The organism is Tenuifilum sp. (assembly GCF_037481895.1).
GTDB lineage: Bacteria > Bacteroidota > Bacteroidia > Bacteroidales > Tenuifilaceae > Tenuifilum > Tenuifilum osseticum.
In genome coordinates this window covers 25,085-41,545 of sequence record NZ_JBBFKU010000010.1, presented here as the reverse complement: position 1 = coordinate 41,545, position 16,461 = coordinate 25,085, and the positions used below count along the sequence as shown (strand labels likewise).

The window sequence follows — 16,461 nt, the reverse complement described above, 5'->3', positions numbered from 1 at the left end:
TTAATTTGTTAGACATTATTTGTAGATAAAATTCAACTTGCAAAAATACATAACTTTCTAAAATAAAATCAAATTTACCCAATTATTTTGAAATGTATATCAACAAGTTTGTGTGATTTGTATCAAATATGGCCGAAATTACCTACTTTTGGTAAAGTAAATGCTATTGAACATGCGAAAACGAGTACTGGTTACGGGGGGAGCAGGCTTTATTGGCTCCCACCTTTGTGAACGGTTGCTTTCCGAGGGTAACGAAGTAATTTGCCTCGACAACTACTTCAGCGGAAATAAGCAAAATATTGTGCATTTGCTAACTAACCCATACTTTGAGTTGGTTAGGCACGATGTTACCGTTCCTTACTATGCCGAGGTTGACGAAATTTACAACCTGGCCTGCCCCGCCTCGCCAATATACTACCAGCAAAACCCCATTAAAACCATTAAGACATCGGTAATGGGTGCAATTAACATGCTGGGGCTTGCAAAAAGGGTAAAAGCCAAAATATTACAGGCATCAACCAGCGAGGTTTACGGCGACCCTGAGATACACCCCCAACCTGAGCATTACTGGGGCAATGTAAACCCCATTGGGCCAAGGGCCTGTTACGATGAGGGCAAACGCTGCGCCGAAACCCTGTTTGTAAATTACCATATGCAAAATGGCGTTAATATCAAGATTGCTCGTATTTTCAACACCTACGGCCCAAGGATGAGTTTATCCGACGGCAGAGTTATATCTAATTTTACCGTTCAGGCCCTAACCAACCAAAACATAACCATATACGGCGATGGCTCTCAAACCCGTAGCTTTATGTACATTGATGATTTAGTTGATGCTCTGATTATGTTGATGAACACCCCTGAAAATGTTACTGGCCCAATAAACATAGGTAACCCTGAGGAGTATACAATAATTGACCTAGCTAAAAAAATAGTTGCGCTAACAGGGAGCAAATCGGAAATAGTCTACAAAGCTGCCACTGTTGACGACCCAAAGCAACGTAAGCCCGATATGGAATTTGCCCGAAAAATCCTTCCAAAGTGGACGCCAAAGATGAGTATTGATGATGGATTAACAAAAACCATTGAATATTTCAAGCAACAGCTGTAATTAAGATTTTGTGAAACTGATGCTAAAGCCTATTTTTGTGTAATTTTTTTAAAGTTGAAAAGTAAAAAAAACATGAAAGGAATAATTTTAGCGGGAGGAGCCGGAACACGGTTATACCCAATAACCAAAAGCATTTCAAAGCAAATCATCCCTATTTACGATAAACCAATGATTTACTACCCCTTATCGGTGCTTATGCTGGCACAGATTAAGGATATACTCATTATTTCTACACCAAAAGATATACACCTATACCAAGATCTTTTTGGCGATGGCTCGCAATTGGGATTAAATATCCAGTATGCCATTCAACCATCGCCCGATGGTTTGGCTCAAGCCTTTATTATTGGTGAGGGCTTTATTGGTACCGATAGCGTTTGCCTTGTATTGGGCGATAATATATTTTACGGAGGAAATCTTAGCGAACTGCTTAAGGAAAGCGCCAAGTTGAACGATGGTGCTATAGTTTTTGGCTACTACGTTAAAGATCCGCATCGGTATGGTGTTGCTGAGTTTGATGAATCAGGAAAAGTAATAAGCATAGAGGAAAAGCCCGAAAATCCCAAATCGAACTTTGCTGTTACAGGGCTTTACTTCTACAGCAACGATGTGGTAGAAAAGGCAAAATCGCTTAAACCTTCCAAAAGGGGTGAGCTAGAAATTACCGATCTGAACAGGCTTTACCTAAATGAGGGTAGGCTAAACCTTAAAATAATGGGTCGAGGTATGGCCTGGCTCGATACCGGAACCCATGAAAGCTTGCTTCAGGCATCAAACTTTATTCAAACCATTGAGGACAGACAGGGTCTTAAGGTTGCTTGCCTCGAAGAAATTGCTTACCGAAATGGATTTATTTCAAAGGAACAACTGCTAAAACTCGCCGAAGCCCTGGCAAACAACCAGTACGGGCAATACCTTTACAGAATTGCAAACGAAAAAGTTTACCTTTAAAATATTTCAGTATGACTATTGAGCCAACCCAAATTCCCGATGTGGTGATTATTAAACCTAAGGTTTTTACTGACCACAGGGGTTATTTTTTCGAAAGTTACAATGTAGATGCCTTCAAAAAAATGGGAATTGAAATCAATTTTGTTCAGGATAACGAATCGTACTCAAGAAAAAATGTAATACGTGGTCTGCATTATCAACTTTCGCCCTACTCACAAACCAAACTGGTTAGGGTTGTTGCCGGTAGAATATTTGATGTGGCGGTTGATATCAGAAAGAATTCCCCCACATTTGGGCAATATGTTGGTGTTGAACTCTCCGATGATAATAAATATCAACTGCTGATTCCAAAGGGTTTTGCACACGGCTTTACCGTTCTAAGCGATTTTGCTATAGTTAGCTACAAATGCGATCAATACTATAACCCTGAGGCTGATAGGGGAATTCGGTACAACGATCCTGAAATTGGAATTGATTGGAAAATCCCAATGGAGCAAGCCGTTGTATCGGCTAAGGATAATGTTCACCCGGCAATGAAGGATGCCGAGCTAAACTTTGTTTTTGGTTCAATCTACTAACTACCATGAAAATTCTTGTAACCGGAGCAAACGGTCAGCTAGGAACTGCCATTAAAAAGGAATCAAGTATTTTTCCAGAATTAGCTATTTTTTATACCGATATAGAAGAAACCGATATCTGTAGCAAGGAATCGGTTCAGCTGGCACTTAAAAAGTATGCACCTAATGTTGTTGTGAACTGTGCAGCCTATACGGCAGTAGATAAGGCCGAGGATGAAGTAGACAATGCATTTGCCCTGAATGCCGATGCACCCGCAAACCTCGCCGAACAATGCAAATTAATGGGTGTTAAGCTGATACATATTTCAACCGACTATGTTTTTGATGGTAAATCCAATGTCCCCTACGTTGAAACCGATAGGGTTAACCCACTATCGGTTTACGGAAAAAGTAAGCTTGAGGGGGAACTAAGGTCTATGGCATTGGGCAACACAATGGTAATTAGGACATCGTGGTTATACTCGGCTTACGGTAACAACTTCATGAAAACCATGCTTAAATACGGAAAGGAACGTCCTGAGCTTAGAGTGGTTTTTGACCAAACAGGAACCCCTACCCTTGCCAACGATCTTGCATATGCAATTCTACGAATCGCTGAGTCACCCGAGAGGTTATTCGCACCGGAAATCTTCCATTTTTCCAACCAGGGAGTTTGCAGCTGGTACGATTTTGCTTACGAAATCATCAAACAGGCTGGGCTTACCACAAAAATAACCCCCATTACAACCAGTGACTACCCCACTAAAGCAATTCGACCCCAGTATAGCGTGTTGAATAAGCAAAAAATTACTAACTTGCTGGAAATGGAAATCCCACACTGGAGGCAAAGCTTAGTAAAATGCTTACAGGAATACTTAAAGTAAAACACTAAAAAATACTACAATATGGTTGAAAAGGAAATAATGGAAAAAGCCAAGCAATGGCTTAATCCACCTTTTGATGAGGAAACCAGAGCAAGGGTTGCCCAGATGATTGAGCAAGACCCCAAGGAGTTAACCGAATCGTTTTACTGCGATTTGGAGTTTGGTACAGGCGGTTTACGTGGAATTATGGGCGTTGGCACAAATAGAATGAACATATATACTGTTGGCATGGCCACCCAGGGCTTATGTAACTACCTGAAAAATAACTTTAAACATCTACCTGAAATACGGGCCGCCATTGCACACGACTCCCGGAACAACAGCACCCTATTCGCCAATGTGGCAGCGCAGGTTCTAAGTGCCAATGGCATAAAGGTTTACCTGTTCGACGCCCTTAGACCAACACCAGAACTTAGCTTCGCAATCAGAACGTTCAAGTGCCAGTGTGGTATTGTTGTAACTGCATCGCACAATCCAAAGGAATACAACGGCTATAAGGTTTACTGGGAAGATGGTGGTCAAATTGTTCCACCCCACGACAAGGGAATAATCAGTGAAGTTAAGGCTATTTCAAGCATTGAGCAGGTTAACTTTAAAGGGAACGATAACCTAATTGTCAAAATTGGAAGGGAGTTAGATGAGATTTACCTGAATACACTTTCTACGCTTTCACTTTCGCCCGATATCATCGAAAAGTATAGCGATATGCCTATTGTTTACACCCCAATTCACGGAACAGGTGTAAACCTTGTACCCATGGCACTTCGCAAATTTGGCTTTAAAAATATTATCACCGTTGATGAGCAATGCGTGGTTGATGGTAATTTTCCAACAGTAGCATCGCCAAACCCCGAGGAACGTGCTACTATGCAAATGGCAATTGACAAAGCAATTAAAACAAATGCTGAGATTGCCATGGCCACCGACCCCGATGCCGACCGTGTTGGAATTGGGATTCGAAAGCCAAACGGCGAGTTTACCCTGCTTAACGGTAATCAAGCCGCATCAATTCTTATCTACTATATTCTCAAAAAGTGGCATGAACATAACCGCATTACCGGTAATGAGTTTGTGGTTAAAACAATTGTAACCACTGACCTAATTAGTTCCATCGCTCATGGATTTGGGGTTGATTGCTACGAGGTGCTCACCGGATTCAAATATATTGCCGAAAAGATTCGTGAATTTGAAGGGGTAAAGAAATTCATCGCCGGTGGCGAGGAGAGCTACGGTTACCTGTATGGCGATTTTGTCCGCGATAAAGATGCGGTAATCAGCTGCGCCGTGTTCGCCGAGATTGCAGCTTGGGCTAAAAGCCAGAACAAAACCCTGTACGATATTTTGAGCGATATTTACAGGGAATATGGCCTGTACAAAGAGCATTTGATCTCACTTACCCGTAAGGGAATAGATGGCTTAGCAGAGATTAAAGCCATGATGGATGCTTTTCGTAGTAAACCCCCACAAACCATTGGTGGTTCAAAGGTAACTTCCATTATCGACTACCAAAATCAAATTTTCGTTGATGTTCATACCGGAAAGGAAAAGCATACAAACCAGCCAAAATCCGATGTAATGCAGTTCATCACTGCCGATGGCACCAAAGTATCGGTTCGCCCATCGGGGACTGAACCCAAAATAAAATTCTACATAGGTGTTAAAGGTACTATGGCTGCAAACGATGATATTGACACGGCATTGGCAAAACTCGACAAAAAAATTGAAACTATTGTAGCAGAGTTTAACCTTAAATAGCAATGAAATCGTATCGCAAAGAACTATGGTTCGAGACACGGAATCGGCGTGAGTATATCAACATTACACGCGATGTTGAAGTTTGCCTTGCCGAGAGCGGAATTAAGGAAGGACTATGCCTGGTAAACGCCATGCACATTACATCGAGCGTGTTCATCAACGACGACGAAAGTGGATTGCACCACGATTTTGAAGTATGGCTCGAAAAGCTTGCACCCGAAAAACCTTACTCACAGTACAAACACAACGGGTTTGAGGATAATGCCGATGCACACCTAAAACGAACCATTATGGGACGTGAAGTGGTTGTTGCTGTTACCAATGGCAAACTCGATTTTGGTCCCTGGGAACAAATTTTCTACGGTGAATTCGATGGCAAACGCCGAAAAAGGGTTCTGGTTAAGATTATTGGTGAATAGTTAAAAGGCTGTCAGTAAATGACAGCCTTCTTTATTTTCCTATAAGGGTTTAGTAATTTCCTTTAGCCATTTTTCATGCTCTGCTGTCAGGTGTGGCGACAGCTTAAAGTAAACCAACTGATGGTAATGGTTTAACCACTCTCGCTCCTGAACGGTTAGCATATCAAGGTCAATGGCTTTGGTATCAATTGGGCAAAGGGTAAGGGTATCGAAACGTAGGAATGAACCAAAGTCGTTTGTTTCATCCTCAACGCAAACAATCAGGTTTTCAATTCTAATGCCATAGGCATTGGGTCGGTATAATCCGGGTTCATTGGACATAACCATACCGGGCTCAATGGGAAGATGATTTTCCGGTCTTATCTGTTGCGGTCCCTCATGCACATTCAAGAAGTATCCAACACCATGCCCTGTTCCGTGCCCATAGTTTAGCCCCTGACTCCATAAAGCCATTCGGGCATAAGTATCGAGCTGTGAACCCCTAGTACCCTTAGGAAACTTTGCCAATGAAAGCCTTACCATACCCTGCAAAACAAGCGTGAAATCACGCTTCTCCTGAGGGGTTGGGTTACCAAGGTGAATGGTGCGGGTAATATCGGTAGTGCCATTTAAGTATTGTCCACCGGAATCAACCAATAGGAAACCTTCAGGTTTGATGGTGTAGCTAGTTTGAGGGGTTGCGCTATAATGCACTATAGCCCCATGATCGGCGTATCCTACAATACTCCCAAAACTCTCACAGATAAAATTCTTGCGTTTGCTCCTAAATTCCAGTAACTTTTCGGCAACAGTAATCTCAGTTACCTTGCCCGATTTAACATTCTGCTCCAACCAGTATAGGAACTCAACCATGGCAATTCCATCCTGCACCATTGCATCGTTAATACCCTCAACCTCAACAGGTTGTTTTCGGGCCTTAATTTGGGTTGCCAAACCAGTTGTTTCAATAACTTTAGTATTACCTGGTATTGCAGAGTAAATTGAGAAGTTAACCTTGGCAGGGTCTAATACCAGTACATCCTTCTTTTTAAGCTTTGCTAACTTGTCGAATATTTTACTGTAAGGTTTTACCGATACCTGCTCATTGGCAAGGAATTGTATAACCTCATCGGTTAGCTTGTTTTCATCAACATATAGCGTTGCTTTATCATCGTCAACAATTGCATATGCAAGAAAAACAGGATTGTACGAAATATCGGCACCCCTAATATTAAAAGTCCAGCATATCTCATCGAGTGCGCACATCAGGTATGCTGTAGCATTTCGTACCAGTAGCTCTTTCCTTATTCTTCCCAGTTTCTCCTGTACGGAAACCTTGGCGAATTCAGCAGTATGAACAAAAACTTTTTGCTGAGGTATGGGAGGTCTATCGTCCCAAATTTTACTCACTAAATCGGTATCGAACCTTACCTTGAACTTTTTTGCTTTTAAGTTCTCGCTTAGGGTTCTTTGATTCGAGAGTGAGATAAGCAGTCCATTGCAAGCAACTATTGAGTTTTGCTTAAGGTTAAGAGCCAACCACGATTGAATGTCAGGCGTTTCGGGCATACCAATTTTACACAGCTCTATGCCAGTACCACTTAGCTGCATTTCGGCTTGGATAAAATACCTTGAGTCAGTCCACAGGGCAGCGTTTTTCTGGGTAACCACTAAGGTGCCAGCAGAACCTGTAAACCCCGACAGCCATTCGCGTTCCTTCCAGTAGTCTGGAATATACTCACTAAGATGTGGATCGCTATGGTGGACAATGTAGGCATCTACATCGGCCTTTTTCATTTGCTTTCGGAGTAGACTTAATCTCTCCTGAATGGTTAAAGTCATATCTTTTTAATGTTAAACTCGGAATGGGTTACAAAAATAGCTTATTGCAATGATTCAGGCTAAATACATTTCAAGAACATGGTGTAAAATGTTGGGGTCGATGGGTTTTGTGATGTAACCATTACATCCAGCTGCCTGAGCTTTTAAACGCTCCTGTGGCGCCGAGAAGGCTGTTTGGGCCACAACAGGAATAGCAGAATTAACTTGTTTTATTTCCATAGTTGCTGCATAACCATCCATTACTGGCATCCTAATATCCATAAGGATGAGGTTAATACCTTGATTAAGCGAACTGACTAAATCTACTGCTTCTCTACCATTTTTAGCCCAAATGGTTGACACCCCCCATGCCGTCAGAAGTTCGTTTAGGATTAAATAGTTAATCTCTTCATCTTCAACAATTAGAACTACACTATTCTTGAATTCAACTCTCTTTATGGCCTGTTCCTCGCTTAGTTCATCGGCTTGGGGCTGGGTCTCGTTAGCAATTAAACCAAATTTCACCTCAAGTTTTAACTTGCCGTCGTTGAGTATCTCCACCTCACCCTCAAGTAAGGTTAAAAGCCTGTTGGCCAACAATATGTTGAAATGGGAAGAATGGCTATAGGTGCCGTTTAGCAAGGCTTTTAAGTCATCAGTAAATAATGTTCGTATTTTTGAGTCAATTGATGAATCCCCTTCATGAATAAAAATCTTAATCTTATCATCCTCAATTGAATATCCAATATTTAGGCTTCCGGTTTGAATGAATTTTATGAATTGAATGAAATAGATGCTTAGTGCCTGATTTAAACGCCCGGAATCAATGTAGAGTTCAAGAAAATCAGTATTTTCAGGAATTGTATAGTTAACCTTTATGTTGTAGAGTTCCAGCAACCCCAATCGAAAATCGATATTTGCTTTTAGCTCATGAAAAAAGTCATTTACATTTTGCTTGGTTTTAATAACTGTGAGCGCCCCAGTACTAATTCTGACAAAATCCTGTAATTCATTGGTGAGGTCCAACAGCGATTTGCTTTGGTTTTGAATAATTCTAAGGTATTCGGTTTGCAGCGACTTATCTAACTCAGTTAAATCGAGCATACTGCTAAACCCAATTATAGAGTTAAGCGGGGTTCTAATGCTGTGATTAATGTATGTTAATAGCTCATACTTCTCGGCAAGCTGTTTTTTTAACCCATCAACCATTTGGCATGAATCCAGATTCGCTTTACTCATATCGATAACCGTTGAGGCTACTATCGATATTCTATTCAAGAATTGTGTATCAATCGGTTCAGAATCGGATGTTTGAAATAGTATGATTCCACCATACAGTTTGTCGTCCTTAACAATCCCGGAAATGTAGTTCTTGCCTATCTTAAAGGTTCGCTCAAATACTTTAAAGGTTGTTGCCGATACTATGCCATCAAGCAACTCATTGAAGAGAATAATGTTCTCCTGTACGTTGGCCGAAATTAAGGTGGCAAGTTTCTCCTTTTCAATAAAAAGCCTACGGCCAACCGGGTTCCAACCCAGCTCAACAATAAAAGTATCCCACGCTTTGGTCTTTACCCCAAAAATTGATTCCAGCGTAACAAAGCTATCGTCGGCACTGTAGGAAAAAACTATGGATATTGATTTAGGGAAAGCCTTTTCAATGGTTTGGCCAAGCAGTAGGAAAATCTCATCGGGTGTTGTTTGCCCTTTAATCTGAGAGAAGAACGATGATATTACCTCATTCTGAAAATCATGTCTTTTGATTTGGTTTTGAAACTCAACAAGCTGACTAATATCGCGTGCTGCTACTATAAATCTTTTTTTATCTTGAGGAATATCGGCAAGTTTTGACCAGCTTAGATTAAACTCGTTTCCACTGATATTTCTATAGATTGAGGTAAAAGGCTTCCCTGAACCACTAAGCAACCACTCCTGAAATTTTTTCCAGGTATCATCGGCAAAGCCTTCCCTAAGCGAAACTGATTGTGTATTCGATGAATCGAACTGAAAAAGCCTTGTGGTACTTTTGTTCCAGTTCACAACGGTGCCATCCAAATCAATCTCAAGCAAAGCAAGCTGATGCTTATGTAGTAGGTTGGCAAAACGTTCGAATGTAATGGACTCATCATGGGTATTTGTATCACTCTTGACCGGGTCAACATTTCTGAACTGTCCAATAATGTAGTAACTGCTTGCATCGGGGTTATCCTTAACTGCAAATGCAAAAATCCTCTTATGCTGCCACTCCTCACGAATCTTTAATCTAAAATCCATCTCCTGGTGTAAGGCAGAATTATGTCTTAACCTCTGGAACGATTTTTCCAGGGACTTTTTATCATCTCTATGAACTAATTTGAAAAATTCATCAAGGGGAATGTTATCATTATCGGATTCCTTAAAGCCCAAAGCATTAACAAACTTTTTCCCAAAATGAATTCTATTGGTGTTTGAATCCCAAAACCAAAATCCTGCTTTATAGTATCGGTTTAGGTTCGACAGAAAATGCCTAACGTTAAAAGGATAGCCTAAGCCAAGGTTATTGTTATGGTTCTGCAGCATAACGTATGGTTATAATGACTAAGGTTATGTTAATAAATCCTAAATTTAAAACGTTTTGGGTAATAATCAAAATAGATCAGTGTAAGTTAAATGGCAAAAAGGAACTAATTTGCTACAAGCTAAAGTATTAAAGAGGTTTACATATAGCAGTTGTTAAAAACTTTTTGATAACTGTATGAACCAATAATGAAAACCGATGAAAAAAGTTGGTTTATTTGCAAAAAAGTCATTTAACCGATGAATAGCCGACGTAGAGGGTTCAATACCGAAAAGCTAAAACGGGTTCATAGAAAAGAGATACTGTTTAACACCAGCGAGTTAGAAGCCATTAACCACTACTGCAAGCGGTATAAGGTAAGGAACAAGTCAAAGTTCCTGCGTGAGGCAATCATCTCAAAAATTTTAAACAAATTCGATCAGGATTACCCCCGTTTATTCTAGAGGTATTGCTAAAAATTCATTTGAAACCTAACATTAACTCTGCGCGAAGTTAGATAGTTGGGCACGGCAAACCGATAGGAGTTACCCTCCTGGTTGGCTACAGTCTGCACCCATAAATAGGAAACCGTATTGTTAAAGTTGAAAAGATTAAAAATATCGACCCCTACTGAGAGGTTAGCAATTTTTAAATTACCCACCAGTCGTTTCCCATTGTCAATAAAGGATTTTGTGAATCCAACATCAATCCTCTTGTACGATGGCATCCTAAAGCTTTTTTGATCAGGAACGGAGCTATCCAACATTGGCAGGCCACTGCCGTATACCCCGGTAAGGTTAACCCTAAAGCTTTTATCGCCAGGCAGGTAATCCTGCAAAAATAAACTAACGGAAAAGGTTTGATCGGTAGGGCGGAAATAGTATCCGGGGTAAACCGTATTCCCACCTTCATCGGTATATGAGTCGTAAAGATTATCCTCCTTTGTTTTGAGAATCGAAAGGCTGAGCCACGATTCGGCTCCGGAAACCAGCTCACCATTTATCTTTAGGTCGGCTCCTCGTGCGTATCCCCTTGCCAGGTTTTCGCCGGAGTAGCGTAAACGAACGTTATCAACTGAGTATGGAATTAAACGGTTTAGCCACTTATTATAGAACTCTAGGCTCATTCGGAATGGTCGGCTCCAAGCTGTAAAGTAATACTCGGCTCCTGCAAGTGCATGAATGGATTGTTGCGCTTTGATGTTCCTATTTAGCTCACCGCTAGCCAAACGAATCTCCCTATAAAAGGGAGGTTGATAGTAATACCCATACGAAAGGTGATACTGTAAACTTCTATAGTTTGAATGATTAAAGCTGAGTGCTAAGCGGGGGCTAAAAAGAATTTCCTTGTTAAAACTCCAGTGGCTTACCCTGAATCCTATATTAGTTCTATACTGCCAATTTCCAACGTTAAAATGTAAATCGGCCTGAACAAACCCTAATGCGCGGTACGACTCAATTGTTGAGGCTGCCCCAAAAAATCTATCAAGCCCAACCTGTGAGCCTGTGTAGGGTATAGCGTATCCCGATGAATCAACCAATCCCCACTCCAGGAGCTCATCACTTAAAACTTCGCGCTGCAACTGCACCCCCAATTTAATTAGGCTTTTCCCGAACCACATATCGCCAAGCAGGTTTAAGCTTTGAACTTTAAGGTTGATATGGTTACGGGCATGATCCAGAAATCCTCCAATCCCAACATTTATCAGGCTATCGCCATAAGTTTTTGATCCCATGGAGTTATCGAGCTCATTCAGGAAATACTGTCCAAGCAAATCGTATGTTTCCCGTTCGTTTGAGTAATATGATGACCCAATTACCTTGACATTAAAATTGGGAGTTACCCTAATTGTAGTAATTAAGGCAGCCATTGACGATAAATACCTGTCTTTCTCTTGGCCATCGTAGTATATTTTTAGCTGAAGGGTGTTGTTAAAAACACCAAAACGGGTTTCACGTACCCTTGGCTGAAAGTCGAAACGGTTTATGGCCACATTGCCCAACAGCCCAATGGTAATCCTCTCGGAGAGTTTATAGTCAGCTATGCCTTGCCAATCGAAGAACGAAGGAGTATAATCGCCTTTGGTTTCCAGTGAGTTGAGTATATAACGCGATGTCTTATAGCGCACCCCTGACATATAGGTAAGCGAGTTGCCATTGGCAACTCCTTCCAGAGTTGCCGAAGCACCCAGCAAACCGGCACTGACCCTTAACGCATTCGCCTTTGGCTCACGGTAACGCACATTAAGCACCGACGACATCTTATCGCCAAATTCAGCCGTAAACCCACCCGATGAGAACTCAACCGCCCCAACCATATCGGGGTTTATGAAACTTAAACCCTCCTGCTGAGCTGAGCGAATCAGGAAAGGCCTGTAAACCTCAACATCGTTAACGTAAACCAAATTTTCATCAAAATTCCCTCCTCTTACACTATACTGTGAGCTCAGCTCATTGGACGATGAAACTCCGGGCAAAAGCTTTACCAGTGACTCCAACCCGCCCGACACATTCGGGGACGTTTTTAATCCATCAATTCCAATGCGCTCAATGTTTCCCACCTTCCGTTGCTGCGAACGAACGTAAACCCCTTCAATATGCTCTTCCGATGGTTTTAAAATTACCTCAAGGAACTTACCCCTTTCAGCTTTAACATTCATTTCCTGTGTTTGGTATCCCAGGCACGAAAACCTAATAGATATTGTATCAATATCGGTTACTGTGATTGAGAAGCGCCCCTCATCGTCGGTTGAAACACCTAAAGAACTTCCTACAATAATAACGCTTGCCGAGGGTATAGGCATATTAAGCGTATCCTTAACAATGCCAGATATCTTCACCCTTCGCTCCTGAGCATGTAGCGACGCAAAACCGGTGATAAATATCACCAAAACACATTGAAAGATGTAATATGGCGGTTTTACGCTCATTTAGCCATTGGAAATTTAACCCCAAAGGTAGTAATCGAACCAAACATCGTAAACCATAAACTCAAAATCTTTACCTTTATTGTGTTTTTTGTTATTCTCGGAAAATCATAACTGAAAAAGGATGAAGGAAATACTTATAGTTTCGCAGAACAACGCCTGCCGTTCGGCCATGGCCGAAGGTTGGTTTAAATACTATGCTCGTGGTGCAGCAAATGTAACCAGCGCAGGAATTGAACCTACACAACTTGACCTTAACGCAGCTCAAAGCATGATGGATGCTGTAATTGATATAACCAAGCATCAACCCAAAAGCCTTAACTCGCTTACCGACAAGGAATTCGACATTGTTTTGGTTTTGGATAATAAGGTGGCAAAAACTGCAAGCAGTAATCTGCAATATAAAAACCTATATGTATTTCATTTCGACAGCCCTAAAGCTGCTAAGAGTGACGATTCGCTTACCCGTAAAGCCTACGATACTCTGAGAGATGACATTGAGAACTGGGCTTTCGATTTCATTCACCAACACATTAAAAGGTTGATGTAGTATGATAAAACAGATAGAAATAGTGCTTAGACCTTACCCCCAAGGTTTTCATCTGGTAACTGCAGAAATAGTAAACCAGCTACCTGAACTACCACTGGTAGGTTTACTTCACCTATTCATTAAGCATACATCAGCGGCACTGAGCATCAATGAGAATGCAGACCCCAGCGTTAGAACTGACCTGAATGCTTTCTTTAACAGGCACTACCCCATGGAGCCATACTTTAATCACGACCTGGAAGGCGATGACGATATGCCAGCACACATAAAAACCACAGTTGTAGGAACATCGATATCTATACCCATAACTAACGGAAGATTAAACCTGGGAACTTGGCAAGGAATATACCTTTGTGAGTTCCGAAAACACGGTGGGAGTCGAAAAATTATTGCAACAGTTATTGAATAAACACTCAATTACAATATTTTATATTTTTCAGCATTTTACTTTATTGCAATTATTGTTTTTTGTATTTTTGCTAACAACATTAAATTGATTAACCAGCATCAATTACAAATTGTAAGTTTAATGGATGTAAGTTTTATTTACTACCTGCATAATGTAGCATTGAATGTTGGCTTTTTAAAGCGTTTTGGCGGTCTATAAGTTTATTTTTTATCACTTAAGGCTTTACTACTAGAAATTCAACCCAAGTAAAACAACAAGAAACACAATAACAATATGAATAACAACAAGTTACTACTATTAGGCGACGAAGCGATAGCGCAAGGTGCAATTGATGGAGGGCTTTCAGGGATATACGCTTATCCTGGCACCCCATCAACCGAAATAATGGAATACGTGCAAGCCTCAAAGCAAGCAGCCGAATTGAATATTCACAGGCAATGGTCAGCTAACGAGAAAACTGCCATGGAGGCCGCCATCGGTATGTCGTATGCCGGTAAAAGGGCCATGGTATGTTTTAAGCATGTTGGGCTTAACGTAGCCGCCGATGCTTTTATTAATGCCTCCATTACCGGGGTTAACGGTGGACTAATTGTGGTTTCAGCCGATGACCCATCGATGCACTCCTCACAGAATGAGCAGGATTCACGCTTTTACGGTAAGTTCTCAATGATTCCCATTCTGGAACCATCGAACCAACAGGAGGCTTACGATATGGCATATTTCGGATTTGAACTATCCGAAAGGCTTAACGTTCCTGTATTAATGCGTATTACTACACGCATGGCTCACTCAAGAGCCGGGGTGCAGCGTCGCGAGTCAAGACCCCAAAATGAACTCCGACTGCCATCGGATCCACGCCAGTTTGTTTTGCTTCCCTCCATTGCTCGCAAGAACTACAAAAAACTACTGGTTTCCCAAACTGCAATGGAACTTGAGTCTGAAAAATCGGCCTATAACCAGATGATTGAGGGAACCGATAAAAGTTTAGGTATAATAACAACTGGCATAGCCTACAATTACCTTATCGAGAATTTCCCAGACCATAAATGTCCATATCCGGTTCTTAAAATTTGCCAATACCCAATACCTCGCAAACAGGTTACTGAACTCTATAATAGCTGCAGTAAACTTTTGATCCTTGAGGAAGGATATCCCCTTGTTGAGGAAATGATAAAAGGTTTCCTAAACATTGGAAAAACCATTCACGGACGACTTGATGGAACATTACCCCGCGATGGCGAACTTAACCCCAACATTGTAGCCAAAGCCCTTGGGCTAACGGTTACTGAGGGGGAGCCTGTGCCCGAGGTTGTAAAAAACCGCCCCCCATCACTCTGTCAGGGTTGTGGGCATAGGGATGTTTACGAGGATTTGAATGAGGCACTAAAGGAATACGGAACGGGAAGGGTTTTCTCCGATATTGGTTGCTACACCCTGGGTGCGCTGCCCCCATTCAATGCTATTAACTCCTGTGTTGATATGGGAGCCTCCATTACCATGGCTAAAGGTGCTGCCGATGCAGGTCTTGTTCCAGCGGTTGCTGTTATTGGCGATTCAACATTTACACATAGCGGAATGACCGGCCTTTTGGACGCTGTTGTAGAGAACTCGCCCATCACAGTTATTATTTCTGACAACTCAACAACCGGAATGACAGGAGGCCAGCATTCTTCGGCTACCGGACGAATAGTTGAAATATGTAAAGGAATTGGCGTTCACCCTGACCACATAAGGGTTGTAACCCCCTTAAAGAAAAATCACGAAGAGAACGTGAAAATCATTAAGGAAGAGCTGGCTTACAATGGCGTTTCGGTTATTATTCCTCAGCGTGAATGTATCCAGACCTTTGCCCGACGCAAAAAGGCTGAGAAGAAAGAGACTAATGAGTAACATAAAACGACTACGATCATGAAAAACGACATAATACTTGCAGGCGTAGGCGGACAGGGAATACTTTCCATTGCAGCAGCCATTGGACTTGCCGCCGTAAACAGCAATCTCTACATCAAACAATCCGAGGTGCACGGTATGAGCCAACGTGGCGGCGACGTGCAGTCGCACCTTCGAATATCCGATAAGCCAATTGCCTCCGACCTCATTCCGGCTGGCAAAGCCGATATGATTATTTCTGTTGAGCCCATGGAGGGCCTCAGGTATTTACCCTTTTTGGCCCAAACAGGCTGGTTGGTAACCAATGTTACCCCCTTTAACAACATCCCCGATTACCCCAATATCAACGATATACTATCTAAAATTAAAGCTGTAAAGAACCACATTGCTATTGATGCCGATGCCATTGCTAAGGAAGCAGGCTCAACAAAAGCTTCAAACATAGTAATGCTTGGCGCTGCCTCGCTATTCCTCGATATTCCTTTCGAAAAAATCGAAGAAGGAATACGCCAGCTTTTTGGTAGAAAAGGCGACGAGGTGGTTCAGCTAAACCTTAAGGCACTCCGGTTAGGGCGTGAGTTCAGCGAAAAAAACAAATAATTTGAGTGATTGATTTAAAAGCCACCCTCCAGGTGGCTTTTTTTTTAGATTAACCTTTAGTATTTTACGCTAA

The 16,461-nt window shown here is 41.6% G+C and carries 14 protein-coding genes; 11 read left to right on the top strand and 3 right to left on the bottom strand.

Features of this window, described 5'->3' with window-relative positions:
* Positions 1–172 precede the first annotated feature (172 nt).
* The 6 genes from WHS63_RS04540 to WHS63_RS04515 all read left to right on the top strand — a co-directional run bounded on the left by WHS63_RS04540 (position 173) and on the right by WHS63_RS04515 (position 5,677).
* Positions 173–1,111, top strand: coding sequence for a UDP-glucuronic acid decarboxylase family protein (locus WHS63_RS04540; RefSeq protein WP_445204084.1), 939 nt, complete (start codon positions 173–175; stop codon positions 1,109–1,111).
* A 72-nt stretch (positions 1,112–1,183) separates the two neighbouring features.
* Positions 1,184–2,062, top strand: coding sequence for a glucose-1-phosphate thymidylyltransferase RfbA (gene rfbA, locus WHS63_RS04535; RefSeq protein WP_445204083.1), 879 nt, complete (start codon positions 1,184–1,186; stop codon positions 2,060–2,062).
* A gap of 11 nt (positions 2,063–2,073) precedes the next feature.
* Positions 2,074–2,640, top strand: a complete 567-nt coding sequence (gene rfbC, locus WHS63_RS04530; protein ID WP_445204082.1) for a dTDP-4-dehydrorhamnose 3,5-epimerase — start codon at positions 2,074–2,076, stop codon at positions 2,638–2,640.
* Between the two features lie 5 nt (positions 2,641–2,645).
* Entirely contained in the window at positions 2,646–3,503 is an 858-nt protein-coding gene (gene rfbD, locus WHS63_RS04525; RefSeq protein WP_445204081.1) for a dTDP-4-dehydrorhamnose reductase, read from the top strand.
* Between the two features lie 21 nt (positions 3,504–3,524).
* Positions 3,525–5,258 carry a phospho-sugar mutase gene (locus tag WHS63_RS04520; protein WP_445204080.1) on the top strand — a complete coding sequence of 578 codons (1,734 nt, stop codon included), beginning with the start codon at positions 3,525–3,527 and terminating at the stop codon, positions 5,256–5,258.
* A gap of 2 nt (positions 5,259–5,260) precedes the next feature.
* On the top strand, positions 5,261–5,677 hold the full coding sequence (locus WHS63_RS04515) for a secondary thiamine-phosphate synthase enzyme YjbQ (protein ID WP_369489850.1): 417 nt from the start codon (positions 5,261–5,263) through the stop codon (positions 5,675–5,677).
* A gap of 39 nt (positions 5,678–5,716) precedes the next feature.
* Here the strand turns inward: WHS63_RS04515 and WHS63_RS04510 are convergent, their stop codons facing one another.
* Both WHS63_RS04510 and WHS63_RS04505 read right to left on the bottom strand, forming a co-directional pair.
* Complete coding sequence (locus WHS63_RS04510) at positions 5,717–7,498, bottom strand: aminopeptidase P family protein (protein ID WP_445204079.1); 1,782 nt, start codon at positions 7,496–7,498, stop codon at positions 5,717–5,719.
* Positions 7,499–7,552: 54 nt separating this feature from the next.
* The gene (locus tag WHS63_RS04505) at positions 7,553–10,036 is read right to left on the bottom strand and encodes a response regulator (RefSeq protein ID WP_445204078.1); all 2,484 of its coding nucleotides are present in this window, start codon (positions 10,034–10,036) and stop codon (positions 7,553–7,555) included.
* Between the two features lie 237 nt (positions 10,037–10,273).
* Between WHS63_RS04505 and WHS63_RS04500 the strand changes: the two genes are divergently transcribed.
* Positions 10,274–10,477, top strand: a complete 204-nt coding sequence (locus WHS63_RS04500) for a hypothetical protein (RefSeq protein WP_369489847.1) — start codon at positions 10,274–10,276, stop codon at positions 10,475–10,477.
* Between the two features lie 8 nt (positions 10,478–10,485).
* On the opposite strand, the gene WHS63_RS04495 is transcribed toward WHS63_RS04500, so the two are convergent.
* Positions 10,486–12,942, bottom strand: coding sequence for a TonB-dependent receptor (locus tag WHS63_RS04495; RefSeq protein WP_445204077.1), 2,457 nt, complete (start codon positions 12,940–12,942; stop codon positions 10,486–10,488).
* 121 nt (positions 12,943–13,063) lie between these two features.
* Between WHS63_RS04495 and WHS63_RS04490 the strand changes: the two genes are divergently transcribed.
* The 4 genes from WHS63_RS04490 to WHS63_RS04475 all read left to right on the top strand — a co-directional run bounded on the left by WHS63_RS04490 (position 13,064) and on the right by WHS63_RS04475 (position 16,388).
* Entirely contained in the window at positions 13,064–13,489 is a 426-nt protein-coding gene (locus tag WHS63_RS04490) for an arsenate reductase/protein-tyrosine-phosphatase family protein (protein WP_445200255.1), read from the top strand.
* A gap of 1 nt (position 13,490) precedes the next feature.
* Complete coding sequence (locus WHS63_RS04485) at positions 13,491–13,898, top strand: secondary thiamine-phosphate synthase enzyme YjbQ (protein WP_445201165.1); 408 nt, start codon at positions 13,491–13,493, stop codon at positions 13,896–13,898.
* Positions 13,899–14,171: 273 nt separating this feature from the next.
* On the top strand, positions 14,172–15,788 hold the full coding sequence (locus WHS63_RS04480) for a thiamine pyrophosphate-dependent enzyme (RefSeq protein ID WP_445204076.1): 1,617 nt from the start codon (positions 14,172–14,174) through the stop codon (positions 15,786–15,788).
* A gap of 18 nt (positions 15,789–15,806) precedes the next feature.
* Positions 15,807–16,388, top strand: coding sequence for an indolepyruvate oxidoreductase subunit beta (locus WHS63_RS04475; RefSeq protein WP_445198761.1), 582 nt, complete (start codon positions 15,807–15,809; stop codon positions 16,386–16,388).
* Positions 16,389–16,461: the final 73 nt, after the last annotated feature.